The following is a 17745-nucleotide window of genomic DNA, read 5'->3' as shown; positions in this document are numbered from 1 at the left end:
AATCGTTTTTATCAATTAGAATCCGTATGAATTGGCTAATGTTCCGTTTGATTCTGAAATCGTTTTACTACCTAGTGGAATCAAATGCCTGTTTTTTACGGTCTTGTTCAGACCTGTGCTAACATAGTCCGTTAATCCCGAAAGGTTGGAGTCGTTGGAGGTGCTTCCGTCCTCTTTGAACACTTCTTGCTTTGTAGTTGCGTCTTTCTCTATCTTTCCATTTGGGAAAGTTCCCCAGCCCGGAACGTATTTCCAGTTGGGATCTGCGGCGTTCTTTATGGCATTCTTGACATCCAATTCGTTATTGATTTCGCTGACAAAGGAGGGATATTCATACCAGCAAATACTACTCATGTCGATGGAATATTCATCATCGGCTTTCATCTTATAGAATATGTATTTGGGAGCTATGGTAGTGAGTTGGCGGTAGTCTTCTTTGAATTGGTCGATCTTCTTAGAGAGTAATCCCCAACGAATCAAGTCATATTTGCGGACACATTCTCCGGCAAATTCCCATGCGCGTTCATCCACAATGGCGTTGAAGAAATCGTCACCTGATGAGATAGCAGCTACATACGCTTGTGCATTGGCTTTGTTGTCGAACGCGCGGCTGTGAACTTCTGTCAGTGCGGTACGGGCTGTCATGGCAGTTCCACCCAATGGATTGGCTGCATCAGCTCCATACAGTTCGTTCATAACTTCAGCATACATTAATAGTATGTCGGAATAACGCATTGCAATCCAGTTGATGCCATATCCAATTTTTGCATCGCTCGCACGGACAGCATTCAGCCATTCGTCGTTCATTTTGCGGATGTCCCATTTTGCTACATAGATACCGAATGGGGCGTTTTTCTGCATATTTTCTTTGATGTGCCCGTTTTCTTCTTTGAGTTCATAAGTGGCACATGTGATGTCACGACGCAGGTCAGAGTGGTCGAATGACCAGAAGAACGGAGCGGTTAATTTCACTTTTCCGCTTGAGTTTCCTTTAGCACCGTAGTAGCTGCTTGCACCGCTGATTCTCACGCCAATGGTATATCCCATTTCTCCGGATTTATTCAGACCGTGTGCTACTTCGTATAGGTTTTCTTTATAAGTATTGTCCAATTTCCGCTGGTTTACTTGGAACCATTGGTCTGCATACGAAGGATTCAACTTGTGTACACCGCTTCCAATAACAGCTGTCAGATGTTTCAGTGCACGTTCATACAACAGTTTTCTTTCTGCTTCTCCTGGGCGTTGGGTAGGGTATGTACCGTCAGAGCCGGCAAGTGTCTCATAGCCGGGTTTGGAGGATTCGCGGATACTGTAGCCGGCTTTGGCAAGGGCGATGCGGGCGAACAAGCCGTGAGCAAAACCTGCAGTGGCATGTTCGGTCGTATAGCCGGATTCGCCTGCCCAAGGGAGATAGTTTGCAGCTTCTTCCAAGTCGCTCAGCAATTGTTCCATGATGTCGTCTCGGTCGCTTTTGGTTACATATAAATTGGAACCGTCTACCTTGGTCGTTTCGAATTTCATTGGCAGGTCTCCATAGTTTTTTACAAGGTCGAAATAGACCATAGCACGGATGGTGAGTGCCTCACCCAAGAAATTAGCCATCTTGTTGCGTGCCGGATTTCCTTCTTGGAACAACTCGCTGGAACGGATTCCTTCTACGACAAGATTGGCGTCCTCAATAATGGCGAAACAGTTTTTCCAGTTGTCATCCAGTTTTGACCAGGAACCGCTGATGCTTTCTCCATTGTAATTACCTAAAGCGCGCTCGCTGGATTCGGTGAAAGAAGCCGGTTTGTTAACGTCGGCATCTACTAATTCAATATCTGTATTGAATCCGAAATTCAGAGGGATGCGGGCACCATAAGTATGGTCGAGGGTAAGCCCTGCATATACTTTGTTCAAACTTTGTTCTGTAAAAGTAAGCGAGTTGAAAACCATGTCGCCTTTGATTTCGGAAGGAGAGCTTTGATCTAAGAAATCACTGCAAGAGGTGATGCTCAGTAACCCCATTCCTCCAATGATGTATTTTATAATTGATTTCATATATGTATCTGTTTTAGAATGTAACATTTATACCACCTACAAATGAACGGCTTTTAGGATAGGCTGAATAGTCTATGCCCGGAGTCATAGGTGTTTTGCGACAAGTGTCTACTTCCGGGTCGGCACCGGAATATTTAGTGAAGCAGTAGAGGTTGTATCCTGTAAAGTAGATACGCACATTCTGCATTTGTAGTTTTTGTACGAAAGCTTTCGGCAATGTGTAGCCGATGGAAATGTTGTTGACACGCAGGAAGGCACCGTCTTCTACAGCCCAGTCCAAAAGTGGAATTTGTGTGATGGAGGCAGGGTTGAATATGCTGGCACCGGCATTTATTTCGTTTAGACGGTTGATGGCATAGTCGCTTCCAAATTCGTTGATATAGCTTTTGGAAGTCATGTCCATTCCGTTGGTAGGGTCAATCCAAGTGTAACGTTTGCTAAGGTTGAATTCATTGTTCAGATTCCAATCTTTTTTTGTGTCACTATAGAATCCGGAAGCAAGTTTGGTAGCGTTGATAATTTTGTTTCCCAATGAATAGTTGAAGAATGCACTTAAATCAAAGCTCTTATATCGTGCATTAATGCCGAAACCGCCGGTTATTTTCGGGATTGTATTGCCAAGGCGTTCTTTCTCGATTTTGCCATCTGCATTTGCTTTCAGTTTGGGTGAGCCAGGACCGAAGTTATTGACTTTCATACCCGATTCCGTTGGATTGACACGTCCTTCCTTAAGTTTCCATCCATTATCCCAAGTAAAGTCTTCTGTGGTATAGAAACCATCTAGTTTATAACCGTATACTTCACCCAGTCTTCCACCTTCTTCAATTAGGAAATCATCGATACCAGCGATGAGACTACCGCCCCAGCCACTGCTTTGCCAGATTTTATTTGTAGGCAGTTTGTCAATTTTAGCTTGATTATAGGAAATGTTGAAGTTGAAATTCAGACCGAAATCTTTTTGGTCGACAAGGATAGCGTCTAAAGCAAGCTCAATTCCTTTGTTGGAGGTTTGACCGAAATTCTGATATTGAAACTCATAACCAGCTCCTTTGGGGAGGGTAGTTTGCATCAACAAATCTTTGGTCGTGTTCCAGTATGCATCTAAGCTACCGGAAAGGCGTCCGTTCCAGAAGCCGAAATCCAAACCTATATTACGAGTGAGCGTTGTTTCCCATTTCAAGTTCGGGTTGGACAGGTTTTTACCTCTTTGCAGGACCACGCTGCTTGTATTGTTGAAATAGATATGTTTGTCTCCCGAACCTGCCAGTGAGTAAGTTGTTTCCAGCGACCCGGAGGGAATCCGATTGTTTCCTGCCGTACCGATACTTAAACGAAGTTTTAAGTTGGAAAGCCATTCTTGGGCGTTTTTCATGAAAGCTTCGTCGGATATACGCCATGCTAAAGCTAGTGATGGGAAGTATCCCCATTGATTGCCGGAGGCAAATTTGCTGGAGCCGTCTGCACGCATGGTGAAAGTCATCAGGTATTTATCGTTAATGGTGTAGTTGATACGTCCGAAAAAAGAGAGCAAGTTGTCTTTGATACCAATGTATGTATCTGTGGGGAGTGCCTGACCTTGTCCCATATTAGCAAGTACTTCTTTTATTGACATGTTTTTAGGGAAACCTACAGATGTCATTGTTGTTTTGTGGTCGTAACTGCTGGATACTTCATGACCTAACATGACATTCATTCTGTGGTTCAAATTGAACATCTTATCGTTATTATATGTTACAGTATTGGCGTTTCTCCAGTTCTTGTTGATAAGTTTGGTTAATAACGCTTGGGGCATTCCCGGATTTCCGTATTTACTGTTGTTTGTAGCTTCCACCCCCCATACTTGGTCAGTATTATTGTATTTCCATCCATATCCGAATTCGCTTCTGAATTTAAGTCCTTTTACGGGTTCCCAGTTTACTCCGGCATTGTAGTTTTGTTGGAAGCGGCTAACACGTTTGTAAGTCGCGTTCAATATTTCGATAGGCGTGTAACGTGCGTTATTTACGTTTTCATCATCGTCACTGCCGCCGCTGATTAATTTTTCAACAGGAGCAAATACTACAGAGCGTGCGTTTACAGAAGTGGTTGCACTCGATTGATTGTCGTCTGCACCGCTTCCGGTTCCTTTTACTTTTTGATAGGATAAACGGGCATTGAAGTCAAATGTTAGCCATTTGTTGATTTTTGTATTTATTTTAGCATTGATGTTGTCTTTGGCAAAACCTGAGTTCAACATGATACTTTTTTCGTCATTACGTGAATAACTGATATTGAATTTGGTATCTTTGCTTCCACCACTGACACTAATATTGTATTGTTGTTGATTACCGGTGCGACCAAATATTTCTCCTTGATAGTCGGTGTCTGTGTATGATTTATAAATCTCCAGATCGTCAAAGGTGCCATAATTAAAACTTTTCTGGTCTAATTCTTGTTGCCACATCACAAACTCATACGGATTGAGCACATCGACCATCTTGGTCACTTTGCGCAAACCGTAAGATGCACCGAAGTTTACTTGCACCTTACCTTCCTGACCGGATTTAGTAGTAATGATGATAACACCGTTTGCACCACGGGCACCATAAATAGCAGTAGAAGAAGCATCTTTCAATACATCTACCGATTGAATATCTGTTGGAGCAATATCAGAGATACTTGATACGGGAAATCCGTCTACGATATAAAGCGGTGAATTGTCTTGAGATAGAGAACCGCCACCACGTACGCGGATTTTTACGTCTGCATCAGGAGAACCTTCAGTCGTTGTGATAGATACACCAGCCATTTTTCCCTGTAATGCTTCTGATGCAGAAGATACCGGAATGGCAGCTATCTGTTTGGCACTAACGGAAGATACGGAACCAGTCAGATCCTTTTTTGCAACGGTTCCGTAACCAATTACCACAACTTCGTCCAATGCTTGTGTATCATCGGAAAGAGTGACATTAATTTGACTTTGTCCTTTTACAGCAATATCCTGAGTTTTCATTCCGATATAAGAAATTGTAAGGGTTGCTTTTGAAGGAACCTTGATAGAATAGTTACCATCTAAATCAGTAATTGTACCATTGGTAGTATTACCTTTCTCTACTACAGAAGCTCCGATGATCAGTTCTCCTGTTGTGTCTTTCACATTACCTTTTACGGTAATTGTTTGCGCTGATACGCTAAGCGATATCGCTGCAAATAGCATTAGCAGCCAACTGCGCATGTTTTTCACCTTGTTAGACATTCTTTGCATGTTTATTAATTAATGGTTATTGTTTTGATTCTGTACTCATATTTAGAGTTAATTCCTCGGTACAAAAGTATATGAATGTGAATATAGATATGTGCAATATTTGTTTTTCACCTAGTATTTTTTGTTTTTTAATAGCCGGCAGGCATTTTTAGAATAGTTTTAAAACAAAAAATACACATGCTAGCTTGAAAAGCCTTGTTTTATCGATTTTAATGATTTGGAAAAACAAAATTTGAACAAGACTTTTCTTTATCCTGTCTACTTTTGTCCTCATTAATCTAATAATGTATGAAAATGGATATAATTCTAAGTAAATGGTGTTTGGCCATTTTGTTTGCTTTTGGAATTCTGGCGTGTACTGATGGTAGTGACGCAAATGAATTGCCTAAAGAACCTGAGGGGACTGGAGAAACTCAAGATGAAAAGATACCAGCTTTTCCTGGGGCAGAAGGACATGGACGCTACACAACCGGTGGGCGTGGTGGCGATGTATATATTGTTACTTCATTGGAGGACAAGTTACAGGACGGAACTTTGCGTTATGGTATTGAGAAACTAAGCGGAAAACGTACAATTGTTTTCCAGGTATCCGGAACTATTCATTTAAACGGTGATTTAAAGATTAAGAATGGAGATTTGACCATTGCAGGCCAGACGGCTCCGGGGGATGGTATTTGTTTGGCTGGTTATCCGGTTTTCTTGGAAGCAGACAATGTTATTGTCCGTTTTATGCGTTTTCGAATGGGAAATAAAGAAGATGTCAGTGCAGACGGAGCCGACGCCTTTGGCGGTCGGTATCATAGAAATATAATGATTGATCATTGTTCTATGAGTTGGTGTACTGACGAGTGTGTTTCTTTCTATCAAAATGAGAATTTTACACTGCAATGGTGTCTTATTTCTGAAAGTCTGCGTTTAGGTGGGCATACAAAAGGTCCTCATGGCTATGGTGGTATATGGGGAGGTATGAAAGCTTCTTTTCACCATAATCTATTGGCACATCATGATAGCCGTAATCCTCGTCTAGGTCCTGGAGTTAATTCGACAAAAGAGAATGAAATTGTTGATATGCGTAATAATGTCATTTATAACTGGTGTGGAAACTCTTGTTATGGTGGAGAAGCCATGCATGTAAATATTGTGAATAATTTTTATAAGCCGGGGCCTGCCACTCCTACTGGTACTTCTAAACGTGGACGTATTATTGCCATTGACAAAAAAGTGAGTGATTCGGATAAGAAATCATATCCGGCCATTTTTGACACTTGGGGAGATTTCTTTATCCAAGGAAATGTGGTGGATGATGGGCAAATTAATGGTGCGGCTGATTACGATCGTTGTATGAAGGCTACAAAGGATAACTGGGAGTACGGAGTTTATAATCAGTTTGATAAAAAGTATGGAACGTTGGATGAAGGTACAAAAAAAGCTCTTAAACGTACCACTCCTGTAGAAACAGGTACTGTTACCACTCATGATGCTCGTACGGCTTTTGAGCGTGTTATGGATTATGCAGGTTGTTCTTTGCACAGGGATAGAGTGGATGAACGTATTGTTCAGGAGACTCGTACCGGGACTGCGAACTATCAGGGAATGAACGAGCACAATGGTCAGGGAGTTGTTGAAGGTATTGATTGGAAAAGCGTGGGGTATCCAAAGAAAGGTATCATTGATAGTCAGGATGATGTGATTCCTGTTGGAGAATCTTCAGCATGGCCTGAATTGGTACAAGGTGTTATTCTGAAGGATTCGGATAATGATGGTATGCCTGATGAATGGGAAAAAAAGTATGGTTTGAATCCGAATGATGCTTCTGACCGAAATGGTAAAACAGTAGATGAGGAAGGAACATATACAAATCTGGAGATGTATATGAATAGCTTGGTACAAAAGATTGTTGAGGAACAGAATAAAGGAGGAGTACAATAAATAAATTTGGTGTATTTTTGTATTATTCCATAAATAAAAATATGAATATGAATTTGATCTTTCGTTGTCTAACCGTTTTATTAACTCTGATCGGAAATGAGGCTGTTTTTGCCTTTTCTGGTATTGGTAACACTCTTGATTTTGGAGAGTTGGCTGCTTTTCCCGGAGCAGAAGGATATGGACGTATGACTACAGGCGGACGTGGAGGTGAAGTGTATATTGTTACTTCTTTAGCAGATGATGGGATGCCTGGCACTTTACGTTATGGTATAGAAAAGTTGGATGGTCCTCGTACTATCATTTTTCAAGTGTCCGGTACAATATTTCTGCATAAAGACCTAAAAATACGGAAAGGGAATTTGACTATTGCGGGACAAACTGCACCGGGAAACGGTATATGCATAGCGGGTTATCCGGTGACAAATTATGCTAGTAATGTAATTCTCCGTTTTTTACGTTTCCGTATGGGTAATAAAGAATGTGTGCATCCTGACGGTGCAGATGCTTTAGGAGGAAAAGGGGCAAGGAATGTGATTATAGACCATTGCTCTATCAGCTGGTGTACAGATGAATGTGCCTCTTTTTATGAAAATGATGATTTTACTATGCAGTGGTGCATTATTTCTGAAAGTCTTAGATTAGGTGGACATACCAAAGGTCCTCATGGATATGGAGGAATTTGGGGAGGTGAACACTCTTCTTATCATCATAATTTATTAGCCCATCATGATAGCCGGAATCCCCGTTTCGGATTAGGAGCTAAGGTACGTAAGAATGGAGAATGTGATGGTGATTATGTAGATTTTCGCAATAATGTGATCTATAATTGGGGTATGAACAGTTCGTATGGTGGTGAAAGGATGAATATTAATATAGTGAACAATTATTATAAACCTGGTCCTGCAACGGTGACAGGCTCTAAACGTGGACGGATTTTTGCTATAGATGCAACAGAAAATAGGAATGGGGGGTATCTGTGGGGAAAGTATTATATTGATGGTAACGTTGTAGATGGAGGGGCAGATGATAAAAACAGCCAAAAGGCTACAGCTAATAATTGGGAATATGGAGTTTACAATCAATTTTCGAATAATTATAAGAAAGTAGTTACGCAAAAAACTAAAGACTCGATTCGATTGGACAAACCTCATGAATTTGCATCGGTAACGACACATTCTGCTTTCAATGCTTATAAACAAGTGTTGGATTATGCGGGGTGTTCATTACATCGAGATGATGTGGATGCACGTATTGTGAAGGAAACACGTACGAGAACAGCTGGATATAAAGGTTTGAATGTTCATAATGGAGAAGGAGGTATTTGGAAAAGTGAAGGATATCCGAGACCAGGATTGATAGATAGTCAGGATGATTTGCTCTCGTTAAATACTTCGGAAAATGTTTCCGCATGGCCAGTTCTTTTACAGAGAAGTACCTTGATTGATTCTGATAATGATGGTATGCCTGATGCATGGGAGAGAAAATTCGGATTAAATCCTCATGATGCTTCTGATGGCAATGGAAAAACGATAGATAAATATGGCCAGTATACAAATCTGGAAATGTATATGAATAGTTTGGTGCATGACATTATTGAAAAACAAAATAGCGGTGGAAAGAAGTAATCTGCAAACATCGTATTAAGAATTATCTTTATCAGGTAAGATACTTTATAGTCAGTTTCACCGGTTTTTATCCGGCATTCATCGGAATTTATACCGGAAATCAACAGAAAAGGCTGTAGAAGCAGTGAGAAATGATGTATCTTTGAACCATTAATCAATTAGTAATAGAGACAATGGAAGAGAAACAAAAATTTCCCACTGCTACAGGCTTTTCCGGTAAAACACTGATAGCTTCGCTTTTTATCCTTTCCGGGATTCTGCTGTTTGCCCGTAATATGGGATGGATTACATCTGAAGTCTTCGATATGATCGTATCCTGGCATTCACTCCTTATTATATTAGGTATATATTCTATGATTCGCCGCCATTTCATCGGTGGAATCATCCTTTTGTTGATAGGTGTGTATTTTTTAATTGGAGGGCTTTCATGGTTGCCTGAAAATTCGCAGGCAATGGTATGGCCTGTCGCTCTGATAACAGCAGGTGTCTTATTCTTTTTGAAATCCGGCAAGAACAGGCGGGGGCACTGGGCGCACCATCATGCCATGCAGCACCGTCAGAAATGGATGAAGATGCATCAGGGACAACCCGGCATGAATTTTGAAAGTGAGCAACAGCAGGCAGAGTCAGTAGATGGTTTTCTACGTGCCGAGAATGTTTGGGGAGCTGCCCGTCACGTGGTGCTTGACGAATTGTTTAAAGGAGCTGTCATTCGCACATCTTTCGGAGGAACGACGATTGATTTGCGCCATACCCATATTGCACCCGGAGAAACATACATAGATTTGGATTGCAGTTGGGGAGGAGTTGAGATATATGTCCCTTCTGACTGGAAAGTCGTGTTTAAATGCAATGCTTTCTTTGGAGGATGTGATGATAAACGTTGGCAGAATGGAAATATAAATAAGGAGAGTGTGTTGGTAATTCGGGGAACACTTTCTTTCGGAGGCTTGGAGGTTAAAGGCTAGCGTATGAAAGCACATCCGATTATAGAATCTCCTTTTCGTTGGATTCCGATGCTGGTGCTGGCATTGATTCTGGTTGCATTCCAGGTAGCTTTGGTCTGTGGATACACCGGAAACGATTATCTTCCCGCTTTGGTAGATGGAATAGTAACGATTGGTTGGCTGGCGGCTATCGCCTATCTGGCATGGTTTGTGGTCGGTCTTGTCTCGTTGTTCCAGACGGATGTAATTATGATTATCGTTGGAAGTCTGCTTTGGCTGGCAGGAAGTTTTATGGTCTGTGACATAATGGTGAGAATTGTAGGAGTGTCCTATGTTCCTTTTGCGCAGACAATCCCTTTCCGGTTATTGTTCGGACTACCGGTTTTAATTGCTATTACTCTATGGTACCGCTTGATAGTCACAAAAGAAGAAGTACAAAATCAGGAACTGGAAAAAGAACTGGCTGTACATCAGGTGAATGTGGCTGAACAGCAGGAAGAATCACCCATTGAATGGATAGATCGTATTACAGTGAAAGACGGCTCCCGGATTCATTTGGTGAAGGCAGACGAAATGATTTACATACAAGCATGTGGAGATTATGTGATGCTGATAACCCCCACAGGCGAATACCTGAAAGAGCAGACCATGAAGTATTTTGAAACTCATCTCTCTCCGGATACATTTGTTCGGGTGCATCGTTCTACGATTGTGAATGTTACGCAGATTTCCCGGGTCGAGCTTTTCGGAAAAGAAACCTATCAGTTATTATTGAAGAATGGAGTGAAACTTCGGGTTAGCCTTTCCGGCTACCGGTTGCTGAAAGAACGGTTGGGCATATAAAATCTGTTTATTCTGATTTTGTAATATACTATCACTACAGTCCTGTTATCAATGTTTCATCTAGCAGATCGGTTGGGTAATAATGTTGATCTCGCTTCTTTGTTTTGGAAAAGTGAAATGAATAATATTCGTTAAAAAAATCCTCTTTATAATCTTATTCAGAATATAAAGAGGATAATTTTATTGACAAGAGTTGCATGGGGTATGGTGAGATGAAATCATAATTGGGGAATAATTGCACAAGACTTTCACAAGTATCCTCCTGCCAATGCCTAAAATCATTACAAAGCTAATTAAATAGTTTTTTGAATAGCAATGTTTATTAATTTATCTTATGGAATTTATGAAATTTTTAATATATTGAAGATATTTTGTGTCAACTTTCCATAACTCGCTGATTTTGCTTATGTTTGTAGATAAAATAAAGAAAGAAGTGAATGAACATGTCTACACAGCTATTATATAATGATTTTCCTACTTTTTTGCGGAAATATTTTCCTTACAAGGTACAAAAGATTTCATTGAACGGAGGTTTCACTTGTCCTAATCGTGACGGAACAAAAGGATGGGGCGGATGTACATATTGCAATAACCAGACTTTTAATCCGGATTACTGCCGGACAGAGAAGTCTATCACTACCCAATTGGAAGAAGGGAAATGCTTTTTTGCCCATAAATATCCGGAAATGAAATATTTGGCCTACTTTCAGGCCTATACCAATACGTATGCCGAACTGGAAGGCTTGAAGCGTAAATATGAAGAAGCGTTGACGGTAGACGGGGTGGTCGGATTGGTAATAGGTACACGCCCCGATTGTATGCCGGAGAGTTTGTTGCGTTACTTGGAAGAATTGAACAAACATACTTTCCTTATGGTTGAATATGGGATCGAGAGCACTTGCGACGAAACCTTAAAACGCATTAACCGGGGGCATACTTATGCCGATACGGTGGAAGCCGTCCGGCGGACAGCCGCCTGTGGTATCCTGACAGGCGGACATATCATCCTCGGACTTCCGGGAGAAACGCATGATACGATGGTGGCACAAGCGGAAATACTTTCCGATCTGCCTTTAGCTACACTCAAGATCCATCAGTTACAATTGATTCGTGGTACACGAATGGCGCATGGGTATGATGAAGCTCCTGATGGTTTTCATTTGTTTAACGAGGTGGAGGAATACATTGATCTGGTGATTGATTATGTAGAACATCTTCGTCCCGATATAGTTGTGGAGCGTTTTGTTTCCCAATCTCCTAAAGATTTATTAATAGCTCCGGACTGGGGATTGAAAAATTATGAATTTGTAGCGCGTTTACAAAAAAGAATGAAAGAAAGAGGTGCTTATCAAGGTAAGAAGTATAGGGATTCGGAAAAAAGGATTATTTTTGCAGACGATAAACTTACCACTGAATAAATAGCTGTTTGAGCGGAATATAGATGGTGGAAGAAATATAAATGGATTTGAAGAATGGAACATAAAACAAGAATTAAAGGAAATGTCCACTATGTGGGAGTGAATGACCGTAACAAGCACAGATTTGAAGGGATGTGGCCATTGCCCTATGGAGTTTCATATAACTCTTATCTGATTGATGATGAAATGGTGGCATTGGTGGATACGGTAGATATTTGTTATTTTGAAGTCTACTTGCGCAAGATCAAGCAAGTGATTGGAGAACGTCCTATTAATTATTTGATTATAAACCACATGGAACCGGATCATTCGGGATCTATCCGACTGATTAAGCAACATTATCCGGAAATTATTATCGTGGGTAACAAGCAGACATTCGGTATGATTGAAGGTTTCTACGGTGTAACCGGCGAACAGTATCTGGTAAAGGAAGGTGATTTCTTAGCTTTGGGACATCATAAACTGCGTTTTTATATGACTCCGATGGTGCATTGGCCGGAAACGATGATGACTTTTGATGAAACGGACGGCGTTCTTTTCTCCGGCGACGGATTCGGATGCTTTGGCACTGTAGATGGCGGATTCCTAGATACGCGGATCAATGTGGATAAGTATTGGGGGGAAATGGTTCGTTACTACTCTAACATCGTAGGCAAATACGGAAGCCCCGTGCAAAAAGCTTTGCAAAAATTGGGAGGACTACCTATTTCTGCCATCTGTTCTACACATGGTCCGGTATGGACAGAGAATATTGCCAAGGTAATTGGTATCTATGACCGTTTGAGTCGTTATGATGCAGACGAAGGTGTTGTTATTGCTTATGGAAGCATGTATGGAAATACGGAGCAAATGGCGGAAGCTATTGCAGAAGAGCTTTCGGCACAGGGTGTTAAGAACATTGTCATGCATAATGTGACAAAGAGCCATCCTTCTTATATTATAGCGGATATTTTCCGTTACAAGGGATTGATTATCGGTTCTCCCACTTATAGCAATCAGATATTCCCGGAAGTGGAAGCGCTGCTCTCAAAGATTCTGTTGCGTGAGGTGAAGGGACGCTATTTGGGTTATTTCGGTTCTTTCACATGGGCAGGTGCTGCTGTGAAGCGTCTGGCAGAGTTTGCGGAAAAGAGCAAATTCGAATTGGTCGGTGATCCGGTGGAGATGAAACAGGCAATGAAAGACCTGACTTATACTCAATGTGAAAATCTGGCACGTGCCATGGCGGATCGTTTGAAGAAAGATCGTTAAAACTGTGAATGAGATAATAATTTATTAACTAACCTATAAAACAATCGACTTATGAGACTTATTATTCAGCCGGACTATCAGTCCGTATCTCTGTGGGCTGCACATTATGTTGCTGCTAAAATAAAAGCTGCCAATCCAACCCCCGAAAAACCATTTGTATTGGGCTGCCCCACCGGATCTTCTCCTCTGGGTATGTATAAAGCTTTGATCGACCTGAATAAGAAAGGAATCGTTTCCTTCCAGAATGTGGTAACATTCAACATGGACGAATATGTAGGATTGCCGAAAGAACATCCGGAAAGCTATTATTCTTTCATGTGGAATAACTTTTTCGGTCATATCGACATCAAACCGGAGAATACGAATATTCTGAATGGTAATGCTCCGGATTTGGATGCAGAGTGTGCACGTTATGAAGAAAAGATCAAGTCATACGGTGGTATCGACCTGTTCATGGGCGGTATCGGTCCTGACGGACATATTGCGTTCAACGAACCGGGATCTTCATTGACTTCACGTACTCGTCAGAAAACATTGACAATGGATACCATCATTGCTAATTCCCGTTTCTTCGATAATGACATCAACAAAGTTCCTAAGACTTCTTTGACAGTGGGAGTGGGTACTGTGCTTTCTGCAAAAGAAGTGATGATTATTGTAAACGGTCATAACAAAGCTCGTGCTTTGTATCATGCAGTAGAAGGTGCTATCACACAGATGTGGACAATCAGTGCATTGCAAATGCATGAAAAAGGTATTATTGTTTGTGATGATGCTGCTACGGCGGAATTGAAAGTAGGTACTTACCGTTACTTCAAAGATATCGAGTCTGCTCATTTAGATCCGGAATCTTTGATCAAGTAAGCATAAAACTGATTCTATAAAAAGAGAATGGGCTGCATCAGTGTTGAATTGATTGCAGCCCATTTTGTATGTTAGGGATAGCTGTCAGCGGAATTAATTCTCTTCCAGCCAGCCTTTTCCCTGTCGGACGATTTCCAGTTCGTTGTCCGTGCATTTCACTACCGTTGAAGGTTCTATACCTCCGATACCGCCGTCAATGACCAGATCGACGATGTCGCCGAACTTTTCATCTATAAGTTCGGGATCAGTCATATATTCCAAGTCCTCGTGCTCTTCGTATGGCAGTGTGGTGGTCATAATGGGAGCGTCCAGCAGGCGTGCGATTTCACGGATGATGTTGTTGTCCGGCATACGGATACCTACTTCTTTCCGGTTGCGGAAGATTTTCGGCAACCGGTTGGTGCCGTTCAAAATAAAGGTAAATGGTCCCGGAAGATTATGCTTCATCAGTTTGAATACGTTATTGTCTACTTTCGCGTATTCGCTGATACTGCTTAAGTCATAACAGATGATGGACAGATTGTTTTTTCGAGGGTCTATCTCTTTAATCCGGCATATCCGTTCTATGGCACGTTCCTTCAGACCATGACAGCCGATGGCGTACATCGTATCGGTAGGATAGATGATAAGTCCGCCGTCATTCAGGATATCGATGATTCGTTGTAAATCCTGCGGGTTATTGTTTTTATCATATAGTTTCAGTAGCATATTAAAAGCTTCATCCCTTCCCTCTCGCAAAGGAGAAAGAGGAGGGATGAGTGGGGTTAAATGGTTATTATCTTCTCTTTTTATTTGAGTTTCTTTTTCAAGAAATCTAGTGCCTTTTCCGCAGCTTTCTCTGTGACTTTCTGTTTGATTGAGTCTTTGTTGGCGGTAGCGGCAGAGTCCAGTCCAAGTTTCTGTCCGAGTTTGCTGATTGCTTCATCGGCTACGGCTTCGACAGCTTGGTTGGCCATGCTTTTAGTATCTACACTGACTTTCGGAGAGGTGAACGAACCTCCGATTTTCAAGTCAAGAGTCATTAACTTAGAGATATTGCCTACGGATGCGGGCAGTTTCACTTTACCGGAATAGTCGATGGTTTGATCGAGTCCTGTGCTGCCGGAAAGATTCAGTGTGTAGTCTCCCATCTTGATATCAAACGGTTTGGTTTCTACGCGGCCGTCTTTGATGGTGAAATCCAATGTCATGTCTTTCACTTTCATGTCTTTCAGGCTGGGTTGCTTCACGGCATCGGCTATCTGGTCGATTGCTTTTACTCCGCTTAAACTAAGGTCGCGGGTGGAAAGGCTACCGTCACCCTGCATCGTATTCAGTACGGGGCTCATGGCTGCATCCAAATCTGTCAGGACATTGATGCTTCCGGAGAAATTACCTTTCAGGTTTTCGAAGATAGGAGCCATTTTCTGCACCATATCCAGTTCTTTGTAAGCTTGTGCGAAACCGATATTGGAGAGCTTGAATCCGGCTTTCATTTCCGGCTTCTTTACGTTGGCGGTGGAGTAGTAGCCGTTCATCACTACATTACCACCCATGGTGTTCATGGAAAGGTTTTTCATATCCACTTTGCCATCTTTTACAACAAGTTTGCCATTCATATTATTGAAAGACATCTTGTCGAATAACACCTGTTTCAGGTTAGCGTCCATTTGGAAGTCGATGTTACGGGGAACTTCAACAATACCTGTGGCGGCTGTAGCTACAGAGTCGGTGGACGCAGCTTCTGATGTGGAGGCTTCATCGGCAGAAGCGGTGATGAAGTCGTTCAGATTGAAGTAGTTGGAACGAATATTCAGGTTTCCTTTCAATGTGCTACCTTTCAATACATAACCGATGTAGTTTTCAAACCGGCTGTCGGCGGTGATATCGTTCTTTCCGATGTTGACGGTTGTTTCACTCAACTGGAGGTATTTCGGAGTGAAGGTGAAGAGAGACTTTTTAATCTCTACATCCGGCATATCTTTCATTTTGAGTTTCATGCCCGTCAGTCCGATAGTACCCGAAGCTTGTATACGTTCGTATTCTTCTTTTTCGATGGATGAGAGGCGTCCCGACATTTGCATATCGGCATCGATGGTACCGTTCAACTCCATGTCTCCAAGCGGGTAGACTTGTTTGATCATACCTAAGTTGAGTACTCCTTTCGCTTCTGCTTTAAAATCCGGATCACTGATCGGCGTTTTCACAGTAGCAGTCAGGCTAAACGGATTTCCGGCAAGGCGGAAACTGAACGGATTGATGTTGACCGTAGTTTGGTCAATATTTCCTCCCGGATTTTGAACGTTGGCACTGATGTTGATTTGATCTACTCCTGCCGGTAGAGCCGGATAGCGGAACATAGCATCCTTGACTTGCATGTCAATATTGAATGATGGAACGGTGTCTCCTTGCAGGATACCTTTGGCCGTTGCGGTAAGCGTTGCAGTTCCGTCTGTTTTCAGGCTGGAGAATTCTGTGGCGTAAATGGCGGGAATCAATGACAAAATTTCCTTGAAGCCTATATCATTCGTGTTAAGTTTCAAGTCCATGTCGATAGCCGGGTCTTTCAAGGCTACCCAGCCGTCGATTCCTGCCTGAATGGCGTTGAGGCGGATAGTGTTGTCTTTCAATGTGTATTTGTTGTTGGCAAGGTCGGCGTCTACGTCCATCTTGGCGGAGATATTGGCATTTGCCAGGAAAGGGATTCCATTCATTTTGTAGGTGAGTGATTTGGTTTCCGCTTCCAGTTTCAGAGTGGTACGTTCGCTTCCTAAGTCTCCGGCACAAATAGCGTTGAAGTCACGGATATCAGCATACATCTTTCCTTGTTGATCGTCATAAATCAGATTCATGTTTTTGATAACAAAGCGTTGCAGCTTGACTTTGAAAGGAGAAGAGGCTTCTTCTTCTGCAGGCGTTTCGGCTGTTGCTATTGTATCCGGTTTCATGATATCCCAGTTGGCACGTCCGTCCGGCAAGATAATGGCATGTAACTTCGTGTCTTCAATAAATATTTTAGAAATATCGTAACCGCTATCTCCGAAAAGGGAGAATAAGTTGACTGCGGCGGTAACTTCTCCGGCTTGTACAAGGGTGTCATTGGCAAATTCACCCGTACCTTTCAACCAGAAATCTTCGAGAGTGACAGAAGCCTGTGGAAAATTGCGGAACAGACTAATGTTAAGGTTCTTAAAGTCAAATTGTGCGTTAAGCATCTTGTTGCCTTCTGTTTTTACAATGTCGGCTATCTTTCCTTGGAAGGCGAAAGGAAGAAGGAACATCAGAATGATAATTACTCCTACGGTGATAGCTGCGATTTTCAAACCTTTTTTCATTTGCTTCTATTTTAAGAGTTTGAGATATAATGAAGAGCAAAACTAATAAAACTTTTTGATAATAAGAGATAAAAGAGAAATTTTTAGGGATTCTTATTTTTAAATTAAGCGGAATCCAACGGACTGGCTTCTGGCTTAATCCGAATTTCCGGTTTTAGTTCAAATCGGTGCAGAAATGAGATAAATGATCATTTTGCGGAGTGCCCTGAAAGGGCTTAATTATATAGCGTAGGGCAACGCCCTACGTAAAAACGACAATCTGAATTT

Annotated in this window: 11 protein-coding genes; 7 read left to right on the top strand and 4 right to left on the bottom strand. The window is 41.8% G+C overall.

Features of this window, described 5'->3' with window-relative positions; genetic code table 11:
- Window positions 1-15: 15 nt before the first annotated feature.
- A complete protein-coding gene (locus KFO40_RS16250; protein WP_055234949.1) occupies window positions 16-2043 on the bottom strand; it encodes a RagB/SusD family nutrient uptake outer membrane protein in 2028 nt (675 codons plus the stop codon).
- 13 nt (window positions 2044-2056) lie between these two features.
- Entirely contained in the window at window positions 2057-5278 is a 3222-nt protein-coding gene (locus KFO40_RS16245; RefSeq protein WP_211146584.1) for a SusC/RagA family TonB-linked outer membrane protein, read from the bottom strand.
- Between the two features lie 297 nt (window positions 5279-5575).
- Here KFO40_RS16245 and KFO40_RS16240 point away from each other — a divergent pair, with 297 nt between their 5' ends.
- The 7 genes from KFO40_RS16240 (at window position 5576) to nagB (ending at window position 14164) form a co-directional block, all read left to right on the top strand.
- Window positions 5576-7216 (top strand): pectate lyase, encoded by a 1641-nt coding sequence (locus KFO40_RS16240; protein WP_211146583.1) that lies wholly within the window; start codon window positions 5576-5578, stop codon window positions 7214-7216.
- 47 nt (window positions 7217-7263) lie between these two features.
- Window positions 7264-8841 (top strand): polysaccharide lyase family 1 protein, encoded by a 1578-nt coding sequence (locus tag KFO40_RS16235; protein WP_118194793.1) that lies wholly within the window; start codon window positions 7264-7266, stop codon window positions 8839-8841.
- A gap of 173 nt (window positions 8842-9014) precedes the next feature.
- A complete protein-coding gene (locus KFO40_RS16230) occupies window positions 9015-9809 on the top strand; it encodes a LiaF transmembrane domain-containing protein (RefSeq protein ID WP_074707678.1) in 795 nt (264 codons plus the stop codon).
- A 3-nt stretch (window positions 9810-9812) separates the two neighbouring features.
- Complete coding sequence (locus tag KFO40_RS16225; RefSeq protein WP_008020767.1) at window positions 9813-10631, top strand: LytTR family DNA-binding domain-containing protein; 819 nt, start codon at window positions 9813-9815, stop codon at window positions 10629-10631.
- 437 nt (window positions 10632-11068) lie between these two features.
- The gene (locus tag KFO40_RS16220; RefSeq protein ID WP_211146582.1) at window positions 11069-12049 is read left to right on the top strand and encodes a TIGR01212 family radical SAM protein; all 981 of its coding nucleotides are present in this window, start codon (window positions 11069-11071) and stop codon (window positions 12047-12049) included.
- Between the two features lie 54 nt (window positions 12050-12103).
- Window positions 12104-13300 (top strand): FprA family A-type flavoprotein, encoded by a 1197-nt coding sequence (locus tag KFO40_RS16215; protein WP_008020770.1) that lies wholly within the window; start codon window positions 12104-12106, stop codon window positions 13298-13300.
- 51 nt (window positions 13301-13351) lie between these two features.
- A complete protein-coding gene (gene nagB / locus KFO40_RS16210; protein WP_004301540.1) occupies window positions 13352-14164 on the top strand; it encodes a glucosamine-6-phosphate deaminase in 813 nt (270 codons plus the stop codon).
- Between the two features lie 93 nt (window positions 14165-14257).
- Here nagB and KFO40_RS16205 read toward each other — a convergent pair whose 3' ends face one another.
- Window positions 14258-14872 (bottom strand): L-threonylcarbamoyladenylate synthase, encoded by a 615-nt coding sequence (locus KFO40_RS16205; protein WP_015532391.1) that lies wholly within the window; start codon window positions 14870-14872, stop codon window positions 14258-14260.
- Between the two features lie 80 nt (window positions 14873-14952).
- Window positions 14953-17478 carry an AsmA-like C-terminal region-containing protein gene (locus KFO40_RS16200; RefSeq protein ID WP_211146581.1) on the bottom strand — a complete coding sequence of 842 codons (2526 nt, stop codon included), beginning with the start codon at window positions 17476-17478 and terminating at the stop codon, window positions 14953-14955.
- Between the last annotated feature and the right edge of the window lie 267 nt (window positions 17479-17745).

It is taken from the genome of Bacteroides sp. 1001302B_160321_D4, assembly GCF_015667765.1.
In the GTDB taxonomy this organism is placed as follows: domain Bacteria; phylum Bacteroidota; class Bacteroidia; order Bacteroidales; family Bacteroidaceae; genus Bacteroides; species Bacteroides xylanisolvens.
Note: the sequence above shows the minus strand (reverse complement) of the source record. Positions and strands in the feature narration are given on the sequence as shown.